Source organism: Streptomyces sp. NPDC030798, assembly GCF_055572275.1.
On the sequence record NZ_JBVIDR010000001.1, the window covers coordinates 746,763 to 761,584 of the forward strand.

Annotated in this window: 18 protein-coding genes and 1 pseudogene; 14 read left to right on the forward strand and 5 right to left on the reverse strand. The window is 72.5% G+C overall.

What is annotated here, in order from left to right:
* Window positions 1-56: 56 nt before the first annotated feature.
* Window positions 57-593 carry an NUDIX hydrolase gene (locus ACZ404_RS03425; protein WP_468435580.1) on the forward strand — a complete coding sequence of 179 codons (537 nt, stop codon included), beginning with the start codon at window positions 57-59 and terminating at the stop codon, window positions 591-593.
* 79 nt (window positions 594-672) lie between these two features.
* On the opposite strand, the gene ACZ404_RS03430 is transcribed toward ACZ404_RS03425, so the two are convergent.
* The gene (locus ACZ404_RS03430) at window positions 673-1,548 is read right to left on the reverse strand and encodes a 3-hydroxybutyryl-CoA dehydrogenase (RefSeq protein ID WP_468435581.1); all 876 of its coding nucleotides are present in this window, start codon (window positions 1,546-1,548) and stop codon (window positions 673-675) included.
* Between the two features lie 180 nt (window positions 1,549-1,728).
* Between ACZ404_RS03430 and ACZ404_RS03435 the strand changes: the two genes are divergently transcribed.
* Window positions 1,729-2,976: a glycoside hydrolase family 10-like protein gene (locus tag ACZ404_RS03435; RefSeq protein ID WP_468435582.1), complete on the forward strand. Its 1,248-nt coding sequence runs from the start codon at window positions 1,729-1,731 to the stop codon at window positions 2,974-2,976.
* A gap of 1 nt (window position 2,977) precedes the next feature.
* On the opposite strand, the gene ACZ404_RS03440 is transcribed toward ACZ404_RS03435, so the two are convergent.
* Together ACZ404_RS03440 and ACZ404_RS03445 are read right to left on the reverse strand one after the other, a co-directional pair.
* A complete protein-coding gene (locus tag ACZ404_RS03440) occupies window positions 2,978-3,178 on the reverse strand; it encodes a DUF1918 domain-containing protein (RefSeq protein WP_468435583.1) in 201 nt (66 codons plus the stop codon).
* A gap of 19 nt (window positions 3,179-3,197) precedes the next feature.
* Window positions 3,198-4,115: a DMT family transporter gene (locus tag ACZ404_RS03445; RefSeq protein ID WP_468435584.1), complete on the reverse strand. Its 918-nt coding sequence runs from the start codon at window positions 4,113-4,115 to the stop codon at window positions 3,198-3,200.
* Here ACZ404_RS03445 and ACZ404_RS03450 point away from each other — a divergent pair.
* From ACZ404_RS03450 to ACZ404_RS03460, 3 genes are all read left to right on the forward strand, one after another.
* Entirely contained in the window at window positions 4,110-5,543 is a 1,434-nt protein-coding gene (locus tag ACZ404_RS03450; RefSeq protein ID WP_468435585.1) for an aminotransferase-like domain-containing protein, read from the forward strand. The genes ACZ404_RS03445 and ACZ404_RS03450 overlap by 6 nt on opposite strands.
* Window positions 5,544-5,613: 70 nt before the next feature.
* Window positions 5,614-6,051 (forward strand): GNAT family N-acetyltransferase, encoded by a 438-nt coding sequence (locus tag ACZ404_RS03455; protein WP_468435586.1) that lies wholly within the window; start codon window positions 5,614-5,616, stop codon window positions 6,049-6,051.
* A gap of 73 nt (window positions 6,052-6,124) precedes the next feature.
* On the forward strand, window positions 6,125-6,718 hold the full coding sequence (locus ACZ404_RS03460; protein WP_468435587.1) for a histidine phosphatase family protein: 594 nt from the start codon (window positions 6,125-6,127) through the stop codon (window positions 6,716-6,718).
* Here the strand turns inward: ACZ404_RS03460 and ACZ404_RS03465 are convergent.
* Both ACZ404_RS03465 and ACZ404_RS03470 read right to left on the reverse strand, forming a co-directional pair.
* Window positions 6,700-7,143, reverse strand: coding sequence for a DUF6314 family protein (locus ACZ404_RS03465; protein ID WP_468435854.1), 444 nt, complete (start codon window positions 7,141-7,143; stop codon window positions 6,700-6,702). The two genes, ACZ404_RS03460 and ACZ404_RS03465, sit on opposite strands and share 19 nt — an antisense overlap.
* Before the next feature lie 120 nt (window positions 7,144-7,263).
* The gene (locus ACZ404_RS03470) at window positions 7,264-7,704 is read right to left on the reverse strand and encodes a carboxymuconolactone decarboxylase family protein (protein ID WP_468435588.1); all 441 of its coding nucleotides are present in this window, start codon (window positions 7,702-7,704) and stop codon (window positions 7,264-7,266) included.
* Window positions 7,705-7,895: 191 nt separating this feature from the next.
* On the opposite strand from ACZ404_RS03470, the pseudogene ACZ404_RS03475 reads away from it, so the two are divergent.
* The 9 genes and pseudogenes from ACZ404_RS03475 to ACZ404_RS03515 all read left to right on the forward strand — a co-directional run.
* Window positions 7,896-8,081: pseudogene (locus ACZ404_RS03475) on the forward strand (glycosyltransferase); the annotation flags it as partial.
* Window positions 8,078-8,455 (forward strand): GtrA family protein, encoded by a 378-nt coding sequence (locus tag ACZ404_RS03480; RefSeq protein WP_468435589.1) that lies wholly within the window; start codon window positions 8,078-8,080, stop codon window positions 8,453-8,455. The pseudogene ACZ404_RS03475 and the gene ACZ404_RS03480, both read left to right, overlap by 4 nt.
* Before the next feature lie 45 nt (window positions 8,456-8,500).
* Window positions 8,501-9,529 (forward strand): N-acetyl-gamma-glutamyl-phosphate reductase, encoded by a 1,029-nt coding sequence (gene argC, locus ACZ404_RS03485; RefSeq protein WP_468435590.1) that lies wholly within the window; start codon window positions 8,501-8,503, stop codon window positions 9,527-9,529.
* Window positions 9,526-10,677: a bifunctional glutamate N-acetyltransferase/amino-acid acetyltransferase ArgJ gene (gene argJ, locus ACZ404_RS03490; protein ID WP_468435591.1), complete on the forward strand. Its 1,152-nt coding sequence runs from the start codon at window positions 9,526-9,528 to the stop codon at window positions 10,675-10,677. Before argC ends, argJ begins: the two co-directional genes overlap by 4 nt.
* Window positions 10,674-11,582, forward strand: coding sequence for an acetylglutamate kinase (gene argB, locus ACZ404_RS03495; protein ID WP_468435592.1), 909 nt, complete (start codon window positions 10,674-10,676; stop codon window positions 11,580-11,582). Before argJ ends, argB begins: the two co-directional genes overlap by 4 nt.
* Entirely contained in the window at window positions 11,579-12,796 is a 1,218-nt protein-coding gene (locus ACZ404_RS03500) for an acetylornithine transaminase (RefSeq protein ID WP_468435593.1), read from the forward strand. Before argB ends, ACZ404_RS03500 begins: the two co-directional genes overlap by 4 nt.
* A gap of 7 nt (window positions 12,797-12,803) precedes the next feature.
* Entirely contained in the window at window positions 12,804-13,349 is a 546-nt protein-coding gene (locus ACZ404_RS03505) for an arginine repressor (protein WP_468435594.1), read from the forward strand.
* A gap of 98 nt (window positions 13,350-13,447) precedes the next feature.
* A complete protein-coding gene (locus ACZ404_RS03510) occupies window positions 13,448-14,035 on the forward strand; it encodes an RNA polymerase sigma factor (RefSeq protein ID WP_468435595.1) in 588 nt (195 codons plus the stop codon).
* A complete protein-coding gene (locus ACZ404_RS03515; RefSeq protein WP_468435596.1) occupies window positions 14,025-14,804 on the forward strand; it encodes a hypothetical protein in 780 nt (259 codons plus the stop codon). Before ACZ404_RS03510 ends, ACZ404_RS03515 begins: the two co-directional genes overlap by 11 nt.
* Window positions 14,805-14,822: the final 18 nt, after the last annotated feature.

The following is a 14,822-nucleotide window of genomic DNA, read 5'->3' on the forward strand; positions in this document are numbered from 1 at the left end:
AGGAGCACGGCCCCTGCTGCGATATTGCCCCTTACTCGGCGGAAGGTGGCAGAACCGTGCAGTGGACGAAGCAGAACGAACAAACTGTGTATGAAAACCGCTGGTTCAGCGTCAATCTCGCAGATGTCGAGCTGCCGGACGGCCGGCACCTCGACCACTTCCTGATCCGGCTGCGGCCGGTCGCCGTCGCCACGGTGGTCAACGAGGCGGGGGAGGTCCTGCTCCTGTGGCGCCACCGCTTCATCACCGACAGCTGGGGCTGGGAGCTGGCCGCGGGTGTGGTGGAGGACGGCGAGGACATCGCGAGCGCGGCCGCCCGGGAACTGGAGGAGGAGACCGGCTGGCGGCCGGGCCCCCTGCACCATCTGATGACGGTGGAGCCGTCCAACGGCCTCACCGACGCCCGGCACCACATCTTCTGGTCCGACAGGGCGCGGTACGTCGGGCCTCCGGTGGACGACTTCGAGTCGGACCGCCGGGAGTGGGTCCCGCTCAAGGTCGTCCCCGACCTGATCGCCCGGGGGGAGGTCCCGGCCGCCAACATGGCGGCCGCGTTACTCCTGCTGCACCACATGCGTCCGAGCGACGGGTAGCGGGACAACGGCCGGGCCCCGGCACCGGATCGGTGCCGGGGCCCGCGTACGGCGGTCGGCCGCGGGATCAGCCGCAGGGTCAGGCGTAGGTGTAGAAGCCCGAGCCGGTCTTGCGGCCCAGCCGGCCCGCCTCGACCATGCGCTGCAGCAGCGGGGGAGCGGCGTACAGCGGCTCCTTGTACTCGGCGTACATCGAGTTGGCGATGGAGACGATGGTGTCCAGGCCGATCAGGTCGGACAGCTTCAGCGGGCCCATCGGGTGGGCGCAGCCCATCTCCATGCCGTTGTCGATGTCCTCGCGGCTCGCGATGCCCGACTCGAACATGCGGATCGCTGACAGCAGGTAGGGCACCAGCAGTGCGTTCACCACGAAACCGGAGCGGTCCTGGGCGCGGATGGCGTGCTTGCCGAGCACCTTCTCGGCGAAGAGCTGGGCGCGGCCGAGGGTGCCCTCGGAGGTGGTCAGCGCCGGGATCAGCTCCACCAGCTTCTGCACCGGGGCCGGGTTGAAGAAGTGGATGCCGACGACGTGGTCGGGCCGCGAGGTGGCGACCGCCAGCTTCACCAGCGGGATCGAGGAGGTGTTGGAGGCGAGGATCGCGTCCGGGCGGGTCACCACCTGGTCCAGGACCTGGAAGATCTCGGTCTTGACCTGCTCGTTCTCCACGACGGCCTCGATCACGAGATCGCGGTCGGCGAACTCCCCGAGATCGGTGGTGAAGCTCAGCCGCGCCTGCGTGGCGTCCCGCTCCTCCTCGGTGATCTTGCCGCGCTCGGCGGCCTTCGACAGGGAGTTGAACAGCCGGGTGCGGCCGATCTCCAGGGCCTCGCCGGTGGTCTCGGCAACCTGCACGTCCAGTCCCGCGCGGGCGCACACCTCGGCGATGCCCGCACCCATCTGGCCGCAGCCCACGACTCCGACGCGCGCAATGTCTCCCGCTGGGATGCCCGTCACATCGTCCCCTTCGCTGGTTCTCCGGCGTTTTGTCCGGCTGTGGCAGGACTCCGGGTTCGGCGCCTGCTCCGATCGTGCACGTTACCGCCAAGTATCGATGATCGATCGCCCGGGTGGGTGCATCCTGGGGCGCGAAACGATCCGTAAGGGTGCGGATCCGGAGCGTATGGGGGTGTGCGGATGGGGCGGATGTCACGGCGCGCGTTCGCGCTGGCGGCGCTGTCGGCACTGGCGACGGCCCAGAGCGCGGCGGCGGCACCGGACGGGGGGCCTCGGCACGGCGGGCGGCACGGGCGGGGTGCCGCCGAGATGCGGGGGGTGTGGCTGGCGACGGTGTCCAACCGCGACTGGCCCTCGAAGCCCGGGCTGCCGGCCGCCGAGCAGCGCGCGGAGCTGACCGCCCACCTGGACCGGGCGGTCCGCGACCGGCTCAACACCGTGATCTTCCAGGTCCGGCCGACGGCGGACGCCCTGTGGCCCTCGCCGTACGAGCCGTGGTCGGAGTACCTCACCGGCACCCAGGGCGAGGACCCCGGCTGGGACCCGCTGGGCACCGCCGTGCGCGAGGCCCATGCCCGGGGCCTGGAACTGCACGCCTGGTGCAACCCGTACCGCATCGCCAACCACGCCGACCCCGGCCGGCTCGCCGCCTCGCACCCGGCCCGCAGACACCCGGACTGGGTGGTCACCTACGGCGGCCGGCTCTACTACAACCCCGGCCTGCCCGAGGTCCGCGCCTTCGTGCAGCGCGCCATGCTCGACGCGGTGGCCCGTTACCCGGTGGACGCCGTCCACTTCGACGACTACTTCTACCCCTATCCGGTGGCCGGTCAGACCTTCGACGACGACGACGCCTACGACCGTTACGGCGGCGACTTCTCCAGCCGGGCCGCCTGGCGCCGGGACAACGTCGACCGGCTGGTGCGCGAGATGGCGGCCGGCATCCGGCGGATCCGCCCCGGCACCCGGTTCGGGATCAGCCCCTTCGGCGTCTGGCGCAACGCCACCACCGACCCGCGCGGCTCGGACACCCGGGCGGGCGTGCAGACGTACGACGATCTGCACGCGGACACCCGCACCTGGGTGCGCGAGCACTGGATCGACTACATCGTGCCGCAGGTGTACTGGCACATCGGCTTCGCCGCCGCCGACTACGCGACCCTGGTCGACTGGTGGGCGGACGTCGCCCGGGGCACCCGGACCCGCCTCTACATCGGTGAGGCGCTCTACAAGGCCGGTGCCGCCGGGCAGCCCTCGCCGTGGCAGGACCCGGTCGAGCTCTCCCGCCACCTCACGCTCGCCGCCGGACACCCGCAGGTGCGCGGGCACGTGTTCTTCGCCGCCAAGGACGTGGCGACGGACCCGATCGGCGCGATGGCACGGGTGGTCGCCGACCACTACGAGCAGCCGGCGAGACCCCCGCGCTGAACTACAGGCGCTGTTCCTCGTCCTTGTGCCTGACCTGGCAGTCGGGGCCGGGGGACATCACGGCCTCGTGTCCGTCCGGGAAGCGGACACGGTAGGGCGGGTTGCCCTCGGTCCCCATCACTTCGACGACTTCCGAGACCTGGTCGTGTTGGCCGACCACCCTGCCGTGCTGGACAAGCTGGTCGCCCACGGATGCACGCATCGGCAGGCCCTCCTCACGATCACGACCGCTGGGTGACGGCGATGCACACGAGTACGGCGACGGCGGTCAGCGGAGCGGCCACCGTGAGACGCTCGCCCAGCAGCAGCGCCGACCACACCAGTGTGAGCAGCGGCTGGGCCAACTGCAACTGGCTGGCCCTCGGGATGCCGATGGCCGCCATCCCGCGGTACCAGGCGACCAGCCCGAGGAACTGCGAGCCCACCGCCAGCCACAGCAGCCCGGCCACCCCGTGCGCGGTCAGGTGCACCGGTTCGTAGGCCAGCGCCAGCACGGTGCCCGGCACGCCCAGCGGCAGGCACAGCACCAGCGCCCAGCCGATCACCTGCCAGCCCGGCATGACCCGGGCCAGTCGGCCGCCCTCGGTGTACCCGGCCGCGCACACCAGCAGCGCGGCGAACAGACAGCCGTCGGCGGCCGTGAGCGCACCGCCGCTCTGGCCGATCGTGAAGGCGACCACCGCCGCCGCGCCCGCCGACGCCGCCCACCAGAACCGGCGCGAGGGCCGGTGACCCGTGCGCAGCGCCGAGCAGACGGCGGTGGTGAGCGGCAGCAGGCCCACCACGACGGCCGCGTGCGCGGTGCTGGAGGTCTGCAGCGCGAGCGTGGTCAGCAGCGGGAAACCGAGCACCACACCGGCGCCGACGACCCCCAGCCCCGGCAGATGGCGCCGCTCGGGCAGCGGCACCCGCAGCGCCAGCAGGCACCCGCCCGCCACGAGCGCGGCGAGGACGCTGCGCACGGCCACCAGCGACCAGGGGCCGAAGCTGTCCAGACCCCACGCCGTCGCCGGGAAGGTGAGGGAGAAGGCGACGACCCCGAGGGCCGCCTGTCCGGCGCCGAGACCCCGATGCTGCGTCGGAACGGTGGTGACCGCTATCGGGCTCGCTGCAGTAGCGCTACTCTGGCTCTCATGCAAGAGCGTAGCAGTGTCGGGGAACTGGCAGAACAGCTGAGACGGGAACTGAACCGCTACTCACCAGGTGGAAAGCTCCCGTCGAGCAGGGCACTGGTCGAGCGGTTCCGGGTGAGTCCGGTGACGGTCTCCCGCGCCCTCGCCCAACTGGCCGCCGAAGGACTGGTGGTGACCCGGCCCGGCGCCGGCGCCTTCCGTGCCCGGCCCGGCAGCCCGCAGCCCCCGGCCGGCGACACCTCCTGGCAGGAGGTCGCGCTCAGCGCCGACGGCGCCGCCGACCTCGTGCCGCGCACCGTGGACGCCTCCGGGGTCACCGTGTCCCTGGCCGCACCGCCGCCGGGCGTGCTGGAGTTCAACGGCGGCTATCCGCACCCCTCTCTGCAGCCCGAGCGGGCGATGGCCGCCGCCCTCGCCCGGGCCGGGCGCAGGCCCGGAGCCTGGGGGCGCCCGCCGCTGGAGGGGCTGCCGGAGCTGCGCGAGTGGTTCGCGCGCGGCATCGGCGGTGGCGTCACCGCGGCCGAGGTCCTCGTCGCCGCCGGCGGCCAGGCGGCGCTCGCCACCGCCCTGCGCGCCCTCGCCCCGCCCGGCGCCCCGGTCCTCGTGGAGTCGCCCACCTACCCCGGGATGCTGGCCCTGGCCCGCGCGGCCGGGCTGCGCCCGGTCCCGGTGCCGGTCGACCCCGACGGCGTACGGCCCGACCTGCTCGCCGACGCCTTCCGGGCCACCGGCGCCCGCGTCTTCGTCTGCCAGCCCCTGTTCCAGAACCCGACCGGAGCCGTCCTGGCCCCCGGGCGGCGGGCCGAGGTGCTGCGCATCGCACGGGCCGCGGGCGCGTTCGTCGTCGAGGACGACTTCGTACGACGCCTCGTGCACGCCGACGCGGGCCCGCTGCCCCGGCCGCTGGCCGCCGACGACACCGACGGCGTGGTCGTCCACGTCGGCTCGCTGACCAAGGCCACTTCGCCCAGCTTCCGGGTGAGCGTGCTGGCGGCCCGCGGGCCCGTGCTGGAGCGGCTGCGCGCCATCCAGGTGGTCGACAGCTTCTTCGTCCCCCGGCCGCTGCAGGAGGCCGCTCTGGAACTGGTCGGCTCCCCGGCCTGGCCCCGCCACCTGCGCGCGCTGTCGGCGGAGTTGAAGATCCGCCGCGATGCGATGACCGGCGCGCTCGCGCTCCACCTGCCCGAACTGGCGCTCCCGCACATCCCGTCCGGCGGCTACCACCTCTGGCTGCGCCTGCCGGACGGAACCGACGAATCGGCACTGACCGCCGCCGCCCTGCGCGCCGGCGTGGCGCTCACCCCCGGCCGCCCCTACTTCAGCGCCGAACCTCCGGCCGGCCACCTCCGGGTCAGCTTCGCGGCGGTCGCGGGGACCGGGGAGATCGCGGAGGGGGTGCGGCGACTGAGGGCCGCCTGCGACGAGGTGTTCTGACGCCAACGCTGCTGGACCTGCGGGGAAATGCGGTCGACGCCGGCCCGCGGGGCCTGTGAGGATCTCCGGCATGAGCGACGCACCCGAGCTGCCCGAGGGCTACGAGTTCTCCGCCGACCCCGACCGTGTCGACGTCGACCGGGTCCACGGCTGGCTGTCGACCGACACCTACTGGGCGCAGGGGCGTTCGCACGAGACGCACCGGCGCGCGATGGAGTCCTCGCTGAACTTCGGTGTCTACGACACGGCGTCGGGGGAGCAGGTGGCCTACGCGCGCGTGGTGACCGACCGGGCGCTGTTCGCCTGGCTCGCCGACGTGTACGTCGACCCCGCCGTGCGCGGCAGGGGCGTCGGCACCGCGTTCGTCGGCCGGATCCGCGACCACCTGCGGCGCTACGGCGTGCGCCGCATCCTGCTCGCCACCCGGGACGCGCACGGCGTCTACGCCAAGCTCGGCTTCCAGCCGCTGGACCGGCCCGATGAGTGGCTGGTGCACCCATTCGAGTAAGCATGCGCACACCTGCGGTCACCGACAGGTAACACCCCTTGACCTGCGCACCTTCGCGGCTCACCATCACCGCATGCCACTGAGGGTGACGTTCGTCGCCGCCGCGCGCAGTTCCCCGCTGCTCGCGGAGCGCTTCGAGGACGACCGGCCGCTGGACCAGGCCGGCTGGGACGAGGTGCAGCGCGTCGCCGGGGATCTGCTGCCGCTGGCCGCGGCCGAACTGCGCTACTGCTCACCGACGCCGCGCAGCCGGGCCACCGGTGACGCCCTCGGCTACGCCCCGCTGGTCCAGCTCGCCCTGCGCGACTGCGACATGGGCCGCTGGCGCGGACTGACGCTGGGCGAGGCGATGGCCCGCGAACCGCAGGCGGTGGACGCCTGGCTCGCCGATCCGCGCGCCACCCCGCACGGCGGCGAGTCGCTGCTGGGGTTCATCTCCCGGATCGGCGGCTGGCTCGACACCCGCCCGGTGGACGACGGCTGCCGGATCGTCGCGGTCGCCGAGCCCTCCGTGATCCGCGCCGCCCTGGTGTACGCCCTGAAGGCCCCGCCCTCCTCGTACTGGAACATCGACGTGCGCCCGCTGTCGACGACCACGCTCTCGGGCCGCGGCGGCCGCTGGAACCTGCGTCTGGACGCCGTCGCCGCTCAGCCTTCGCGCGCGTAGTCGGTGACCAGCACCAGGTCCTTGGCCGGTCCGCCCACCCGCCACACCGTGCGCCAGTGGCCGGCGTCGCGGACGGTGAACTCGCCCTGGTAGAGGTCGGCCGCGCACGGGTGCTCGGCGACGTATCGGCCCGAGGCCAGGTCCAGGTGGTGGAAGGGGCGCCCGTCGGCGAACCGCACGTCGGCCGTGCCCGGCGCCGGCCCCGGCAGGAAGCGCAGCGTCCGCGTCGCCGGCCGGGTCACGCCGTGCCACGTGAAGTGCCCCGACTCCTGGTGCAACAGCCCGCCGCCGGGCAGTGGATCGAAGACGGTGACGCCCTCGAAGCGCCCCGCGTCCCCACCGGACAGGTCCCGCACGCTCCGCTCCACCCGCCAGCGCCCGGCAAAATAGGCGAGCACGTCCCTCACGCACCACACCTCGCTCACCTCCGGCCCCACCGAGACGTCCACGGCGGTCGCCCCGCAGTCCTCCGCCTTCACCGGGGTCGCGCCGAAGTTCACGTGCACCTTCCACCTTCCCGCCGAGCTCCGTCACCTTCCTGCGGATCAGGCAGAAGCAGCCGGACCCTTGTCCGTGGGCTGCTGCCCGACCGGCAGCAGTCCGCGCTCGGCGAAGACCTTCTTGGCGACAAAGGTCGCGTTCAGGGCCCTGGGGAAGCCGCAGTAACCGGCGGAGTGCAGCAGCGCCTCCACGATCTGCTCCGGGCCGAGGCCGACGTTGAGGGCCGCGTTGACGTGGACCTCCAGTTGCGGCTCACAGCCGCCGAGCGCGGTCAGCATGCCCAGGGTGACGAGCTGGCGGTCACGGGGAGCGAGCTGGGGGCGGTCGTAGATCTCCCCGAAACCCCAGGCGACGATCTGGTGCCCCAGCTCGGGGCTGATGTCGGAGAGCGAGTCGATGACCCGCCGGCCCGCCTCGCCGTCGACCCTGCGCAGCACCTCCATGCCGTGGTCGAAGCGCTCTTCCCTGGTGGTGCTCTCGCTCATGGCGGCTGGTCCGTCCCCGTCCGCCGCTCGTCCGGCGGTCGTTCGTCGTGGTCGATCGGTTCGCCGCCCACGCTAGGAGGTGGAGCGCACTCCAGGTCAACCGCACGCCGTGGGCGCCCGCCGACGTGTGTCGCGCAGCCGTCCCTTCGGCCCGCGCCCGCGCTGCCGCTGCGCGCCGCCCTCCGGCTCGGCACGGAGTGCAGACCCCCGGCCATGTGACCATCATCACCGCCGTCACGGCCCTCGCCGGCGTCCAGATGGTCATGCTGGGTGTCATCGGGGAGTACACCGGCCGCATCTCCTACGAGGTGAAGCAGCGTCCGCACTTCCTGGTGAAGGCGACCGACGTGAAACGGACGAAAGACCTCATTCCTTGAAGCGACAGATCCTCACCTTCGGCCTGGTCGGTGTGATCAACACCGCCGCCTATTACTGTCTCTACCTCTTGTTTCTCACCTGGCTGCCCTATCTGGCGGCACATGTGCTCGCCTTCGGCCTCAGCATGGTCGGCTCCTTCTTCCTGAACGCGCGCTTCACCTACCGCACGCGACCGACCTGGCGGAAATTCCTGCTGTTCCCGCTGACCAACGTCACCAACTTCCTCGTCACGACCGTCGGTGTGTACGTGATCGTCGACGTCCTGCACGCCGGGAGCCGCCTCGCCCCGCTGCTCGCCTCGGCCGCGGCTATCCCGGTCACCTTCGTCGTCTCCCGCTGGGTGATGCTGCCCAAGCCCAAGTCGATTGCATAAACGTGCATCGATACGTATAGTCATGCCATCCAGAGGAGGGTGGACATGGCGGTACGTGCGGCGGTGGCCGGAGCGAGCGGATACGCGGGCGGAGAGGTCCTGCGGCTGCTCCTCGCGCACCCCGAGGTCGAGATCGGTGCCCTGACCGGCAACTCCAACGCCGGGCAGCGGCTCGGCGCGCTCCAGCCGCACCTGCTGCCGCTGGCCGACCGGGTGCTGACCGAGACCACGGCCGAGCACCTGGCCGGACACGACGTCGTCTTCCTGGCGCTGCCGCACGGGCAGTCCGCCGCCGTCGCCGAGCAGCTCGGCCCGGACGTCCTCGTGGTCGACATGGGCGCCGACTTCCGCCTGAAGGACCCGGCCGACTGGGAGCGCTTCTACGGCTCCCCGCACGCCGGCACCTGGCCCTACGGCCTTCCCGAACTGCCGGGTGCCCGCGCCGCGCTGGAGGGGTCCAAGCGCATCGCGGTGCCCGGCTGCTACCCCACCGCCGCCTCCCTCGCCCTGTACCCGGCCTACGCGGCCGGCCTCGTCGGGCCCGACGCGGTGATCGTCGCCGCGTCCGGCACCTCCGGCGCGGGCAAGGCGCCCAAGCCGCACCTGCTCGGCAGCGAGGTCATGGGCTCCATGACGCCGTACGGCGTCGGCGGCGGCCACCGGCACACCCCCGAGATGATCCAGAACCTCAGCGGGGTCGCCGGGGAGCGGATCTCGGTGTCGTTCACGCCGACCCTCGCCCCGATGCCGCGCGGCATCCTCGCCACCTGCAGCGCCTCCGCGAAGGAGGGCGTCACCGCGGAGTCGGTGCGCGCCGCGTACGAGAAGGCCTACGCCGACGAGCCCTTCGTCCACCTGCTCCCCGAGGGCCAGTGGCCGGCGACGGCGGCCGTGTACGGCTCCAACGCCGTCCACGTGCAGGTCGCCCACGACGCCGCAGCGGGCCGCGTCATCGCCATCAGCGCCATCGACAACCTGACCAAGGGCACTGCGGGCGGTGCCCTGCAGAGCATGAACCTCGCCCTGGGGTACCCCGAGACCACCGGGCTTTCCACGATCGGAGTCGCACCGTGAGCGTCACGGCAGCCAAGGGATTCACGGCGGCGGGCATCGCCGCCGGGATCAAGGAGAACGGCAACCCCGACCTGGCCCTCGTGGTCAACAACGGGCCCCGCCGTGCCGCGGCGGGCGTCTTCACCTCCAACCGTGTGAAGGCCGCGCCGGTGCTGTGGTCCGAGCAGGTCGTCAAGAGCGGCCAGGTTTCCGCCGTCGTCCTCAACTCCGGCGGTGCCAACGCCTGTACCGGCCCCAAGGGCTTCCAGGACACCCATGCCACCGCCGAGAAGGCGGCCGAGGCGCTCGGCCGGGGCGCCATCGAGATCGCCGTCTGCTCCACCGGGCTCATCGGCGTCCTCCTCCCCATGGACAAGCTGCTGCCGGGCGTCGAGACCGCCGCCGCCCAGCTCTCCGAGCACGGCGGCGAGAAGGCCGCCATCGCCATCAAGACCACCGACACCGTCCACAAGACCGCCGTCGTCACCCAGGACGGCTGGACGGTCGGCGGCATGGCGAAGGGCGCGGGCATGCTCGCTCCGGGTCTTGCCACCATGCTGGTCGTCCTCACGACCGACGCCGCGCTCGACAACGACGTACTGGACGAGGCGCTCCGGGCGGCGACGCGCACCACCTTCGACCGCGTGGACTCCGACGGCTGCATGTCGACCAACGACACGGTTCTGCTGCTCGCCTCGGGCTCCTCCGGCATCACCCCGGCGTACGAGGAGTTCGCCGAGGCGGTCCGGCAGGTCTGCGACGACCTCGGCCAGCAGCTCGTCCGGGACGCCGAGGGCGCCTCCAAGGACATCAGGATCGAGGTGATCAACGCGGCGAGCGAGGACGACGCGGTGGAGGTGGGCCGCTCCATCGCCCGCAACAACCTCCTCAAGTGCGCCATCCACGGCGAGGACCCCAACTGGGGCCGCGTGCTCTCCGCGATCGGCACGACGCGGGCCGCCTTCGAGCCGGACCGGCTGAACGTCGCCATCAACGGCGTCTGGGTGTGCAAGAACGGCGGCGTCGGCGAGGACCGCGAGAAGGTCGACATGCGCTACCGCGAGGTGCACATCGTCGCCGACCTCGCCGCGGGCTCCGAGACCGCCACCATCTGGACCAACGACCTCACCGCCGACTACGTCCACGAGAACAGCGCCTATTCCTCATGAGCACTACGCGTAAGCACACCGCGCTCCCCAAGGCCCAGATCCTCATCGAGGCGCTGCCCTGGCTGGTCAAGCACAACGGCAGGACGGTCGTCATCAAGTTCGGCGGCAACGCCATGATCGACGAGGACCTGAAGGCCGCGTTCGCGCAGGACGTCGTGTTCCTGCACCACGCCGGGCTCAAGCCCGTCGTCGTGCACGGCGGCGGCCCGCAGATCAGCCGGGCGCTGGATCGGCACGGCATCGTCAGCGAGTTCAAGGCCGGCCTGCGGGTCACCACCGAGGACGCCATGGACGTCGTACGGATGGTGCTCGCCGGGCAGGTGCAGCGCGAGCTGGTCGGCCTGCTCAACCGGCACGGGCCGCTCGCCGTCGGCCTCACCGGCGAGGACGCGCACACCATCACCGCCACCAAGCACCAGCCCCGGATCGACGGCGAACCGGTCGACATCGGGCGGGTGGGCGAGATCACCGACATCGACACGGGCGCGATCGAGGCCCTGCTCGCCGACGGCCGCATCCCGGTCGTCTCCTCGATCGCCCGTAGCCAGGACGACGGACATGTCTACAACGTCAATGCTGATACGGCGGCTGCGGCACTCGCTGCGGCACTGGGCGCCGAAACCCTCATGGTCCTCACCGACGTCGAGGGCCTCTACGAGGACTGGCCGAACTCCGACGAGGTGATCAGCCGCCTCACCGCGTCCCAGCTCGAGAAGCTGCTGCCGGAACTGTCCGCCGGCATGGTGCCGAAGATGGAGGGCTGCCTGCACGCCGTGCGGGGCGGTGTGCACACCGCCCGCGTCATCGACGGCCGGGTCCCGCACTCGATCCTGCTGGAGATCTTCACCGACGAGGGCATCGGCACCATGGTCGTGCCCGACGAAGCCGAGGGGGAACAGTCATGACGGGTATCGCGACCAACGCAGAGCTGACCGCGCGCTGGCAGGGCGCGCTCATGAACAACTACGGCACCCCGCGACTGCCCCTGGTGCGCGGCGAGGGCCTGAAGGTCTGGGACGCCGAGGGCCGGGAGTACCTCGACTTCGTCGGCGGCATCGCCACCAACGCCCTCGGCCACGCCCACCCGGCGATCGTGGCGGCCGTGAGCACGCAGGTCGCCTCTCTCGGCCACATCTCCAACTTCTTCATGGCCGAGCCCACCGTCGCCCTCGCCGAGCGGCTGCTGCAGCTCTTCGGCCGCGAGGGCCGGGTCTTCTTCTGCAACTCCGGCGCCGAGGCCAACGAGGCCGCCTTCAAGATCGGCCGGCTGACCGGGCGGACGCACGTCGTCGCCACCCAGGGCGGCTTCCACGGCCGCACCATGGGCGCCCTCGCGCTCACCGGCCAGCCCGCCAAGCGGGAGCCGTTCCTGCCGCTGCCCGGCGACGTCACCCACGTGCCCTACGGCGACGCACAGGCGCTCGCGGCGGCGGTCACCGAGGAGACCGCGCTGGTGATCATCGAGCCGGTCCAGGGCGAGAACGGGGTCGTCGTGCCCCCGGCCGGCTACCTCAAGGCGGCCCGCGCGATCACCGCAGCCACCGGCGCCCTGCTCGTCCTGGACGAGGTGCAGACCGGCATCGGCCGCACCGGCACCTGGTTCGCGTACCAGGCCCACGAGGGCGTCCTGCCCGACGTCGTCACCCTCGCCAAGCAACTCGGCGGCGGGCTGCCGCTCGGCGCCACCGTGGCCTTCGGCCGCGCCGCCGACCTGCTCCGGCCCGGCCACCACGGCACGACCTTCGGCGGCAACCCGGTCGCCTGCGCCGCCGGACTCGCCGTCCTCGACACCATCGCCGGCGACGGTCTGCTGGAGAACGTGAAGCGGCAGGGCGAGAAGCTGCGCGAGGGAATCGAGGCCCTGGGCCACCCGTTGATCGATTATGTCCGGGGCGCGGGCCTGCTCCTGGGTATCGTGCTCACCGGGCCGCACGCGTCACAGGTGCAGCAGGCGGCCCAGGAGGCCGGGTTCCTGGTGAACGCGCCCGCTCCCGACGTCGTCCGGCTCATGCCCGCGCTGAACCTCGGCGACGACGAGACGGGTGCGCTGCTCCGGGCGCTGCCCGGCATCCTCGATGCGGCGAGCCCGGCGAACGGGGACGGACGATCCGGAGAATGAGACGACGATGAGCCAGGCGCAGGACCACGAGCAGGCGGCGGGCGCCGGGCCCGCCGTGCCGCAGACCCGCACCGCCCGCCACCGCCGGATCGTGGACATCCTCAACCGGCAGCCGGTGCGCTCCCAGAGCCAGCTGGCGAAGCTGCTCGCCGACGACGGGCTGAGCGTCACCCAGGCGACGCTCTCCCGGGACCTCGACGAGCTGAACGCGGTGAAGATCCGCAACACCGACGGCGACCTGATCTACGCGGTGCCGAGCGAGGGCGGGTTCCGCACACCCCGCGCCCCGCTCGGGGGGTCGGCGAAGGAGGAGCGGATGCGGCGGCTGTCCCAGGAGCTGCTGATCTCCGCGGAGGCCTCCGCGAACCTCGTGGTCCTGCGCACCCCGCCGGGCGCCGCCCAGTTCCTGGCCTCGGCGATCGACCAGGCCGAACTGCACGACATCCTCGGCACCATCGCCGGCGACGACACCCTGCTGCTGATCAGCCGGGAGCCGACCGGCGGTCAGGCGCTCGCGGACCATCTGCTGCGGCTGGCGCAGAACGGGCACTGATCCCGCGTGCGGGGCCGGGCCCCGGGGCGTTGAATGGAGGGGTGTCCTTCCGCGACGGGCGGGCAATCCCGTGGCGGCGCCCGTCCGTATACAGAGGTGTGTCGGGTTTCCGGTTCCCCGTGGGCCGTCTCCCGGACGAGGCACTGCTGTCCGGACTGGCCACCGGTGATCCGGAGCTCGCCGTCACCTTCGTACGAAGGTTCCAGCACCGGGTCTACGGCGTCGCCATGGCGGTCACCGGAGATCCGCAGCTCGCCGAGGACATAGCCCAGCAGACGTTCGAGCGCGCCTGGCGTCACGCCCAGATCTACGACTCGCGCCGCGGTTCGGTCGCGACCTGGCTGACGACCATCGCGCACAACCTCGCCATCGACGCCGTCCGCGCCCGGCGGACCGAGCCGGTGGCACCCGAGGACCTCGATGCCCTGCTCGGCGTCGTCAGCGAGACCCCCGAGCGGTGGGCGCTGGCCGACGAGGCCTCGTCCCAGCTCCGGGCCGCCGTGGCGCGGCTGCCGCGCGAACAGGGTCGTGCGCTGGTGATGGCGGGCATCTACGGAATGACGGCCCAGCAGATCGCCGACGCGGAGGGCATCCCGCTGGGTACCGCCAAAACGCGGATCAGAGCGGCGATGGCGAAGCTGCGCATCGCCCTCGCGTCGGTGAGCCGAGGCGACCATGCCGAGTGACATGACCTGCGAGAAGCTGCGGGACACCGCGGCCGAGCTGGCGCTGGGTGTGCTGCCCGGCCGGCAGCGGGCCGAGGCGGTCGCCCATCTGGAGCGGTGCGCCGAATGCCGGGAGTACGTCCAGCAGCTCTGCCGCGTCGGTGACCGGCTCATCGGCCTGCTGCCGGACCGCGAGCCACCGCTCGGGTTCGAGACGCGGGTGGCCCGCCGGCACGCCCAGGACACCGCGGGCCAGGAGGCGCGCCCGCGCGCGCGGGCGGCCGGCCCCTCACGGGGGCTGCGCGGCCGCGCCCGAGCGGCCCGGCTGCGGCACGCGCCGGCCGCGCTGTCCCTCGCGGCGGTCTGCGGGTTCGCGGGCTGGGCCGTCGGCACGGCGATCGAGGACGTGACGGTTTCGGCGCCGGTCGTCGGGCACAGCGAGCCCATGCTGGTCGGGGACATGACCTCGGCCGTCGACGGCGGGCAGCCCGTGGGGGAGGTGTACGCCCGTCCCGGGACACCCGGCTGGATCTTCATGTCGGTCGCGCTCGACGGGACCGGGGCGCCCTACAGCGGCAAGGTGACCTGTCTGCTGGAGCGCTCCGACGGCCGGACGGTCCGCCTCGGCGACTTCGCGCTGCGCGACGGACAGGGCGACTGGGGGCGGGCGACCCGCGTCGATGCGGCGGCCGTCTCCGGTGCCCGCCTGGTCTCCTCCGACGGCAAGGTCCTCGCCACGGCCCGGCTGGAGACGGGGCACATGGTGACGGGCACCGGGCAGGCGGCGTGACCCCCGGGCGGTGAACTG

Excerpts from the sequence above, each read along its gene's own strand:
- ACZ404_RS03435 (WP_468435582.1), top strand. The coding sequence starts at position 1,729 with ATGGGGCGGATGTCACGGCGCGCGTTCGCGCTGGCGGCGCTGTCGGCA.
- ACZ404_RS03440 (WP_468435583.1), bottom strand. The coding sequence starts at position 3,178 with ATGCGTGCATCCGTGGGCGACCAGCTTGTCCAGCACGGCAGGGTGGTC.
- ACZ404_RS03450 (WP_468435585.1), top strand. The coding sequence starts at position 4,110 with ATGCAAGAGCGTAGCAGTGTCGGGGAACTGGCAGAACAGCTGAGACGG.
- ACZ404_RS03455 (WP_468435586.1), top strand. The coding sequence starts at position 5,614 with ATGAGCGACGCACCCGAGCTGCCCGAGGGCTACGAGTTCTCCGCCGAC.
- ACZ404_RS03460 (WP_468435587.1), top strand. The coding sequence starts at position 6,125 with ATGCCACTGAGGGTGACGTTCGTCGCCGCCGCGCGCAGTTCCCCGCTG.
- ACZ404_RS03470 (WP_468435588.1), bottom strand. The coding sequence starts at position 7,704 with ATGAGCGAGAGCACCACCAGGGAAGAGCGCTTCGACCACGGCATGGAG.
- argC (WP_468435590.1), top strand. The coding sequence starts at position 8,501 with ATGGCGGTACGTGCGGCGGTGGCCGGAGCGAGCGGATACGCGGGCGGA.
- argB (WP_468435592.1), top strand. The coding sequence starts at position 10,674 with ATGAGCACTACGCGTAAGCACACCGCGCTCCCCAAGGCCCAGATCCTC.
- ACZ404_RS03500 (WP_468435593.1), top strand. The coding sequence starts at position 11,579 with ATGACGGGTATCGCGACCAACGCAGAGCTGACCGCGCGCTGGCAGGGC.
- ACZ404_RS03505 (WP_468435594.1), top strand. The coding sequence starts at position 12,804 with ATGAGCCAGGCGCAGGACCACGAGCAGGCGGCGGGCGCCGGGCCCGCC.
- ACZ404_RS03515 (WP_468435596.1), top strand. The coding sequence starts at position 14,025 with ATGCCGAGTGACATGACCTGCGAGAAGCTGCGGGACACCGCGGCCGAG.